The organism is Cupriavidus sp. SIMBA_020 (genome assembly GCF_046535395.1).
Classification (GTDB): domain Bacteria; phylum Pseudomonadota; class Gammaproteobacteria; order Burkholderiales; family Burkholderiaceae; genus Cupriavidus; species Cupriavidus campinensis.
The window spans coordinates 1-237 of record NZ_JAWRWU010001613.1; the positions used below are offsets into that span (position 1 = coordinate 1).

Below are 237 nucleotides of genomic sequence, written 5' to 3' on the forward strand. Positions count from 1 at the left end.
CGGGATCGTTGCCGCCGTATTCCACCGCCAGCGAGTGGTCGACGATCAGCTGCACCGGCACCACGGGGTTGACCTTGGCGGGGTCGCCGCCCTTGTCGGCGATGGCGTCGCGCAGGCCGGCCAGGTCGACCAGCGCGGTCTGGCCCAGGATGTCATGACAGACCACGCGGGCCGGATACCACGGAAAGTCCAGGTCGCGGCGGCGTTCGATCAGCTGCTTGAGCGCATCGGTCAGCA

The 237-nt window shown here is 68.8% G+C and carries 1 protein-coding gene; it reads right to left on the minus strand.

The genetic code is table 11. The features are described from left to right. The coding region (locus SB751_RS35070) for an aconitase family protein (RefSeq protein WP_410749625.1) at positions 1–237 on the minus strand (237 nt) is incomplete at both ends.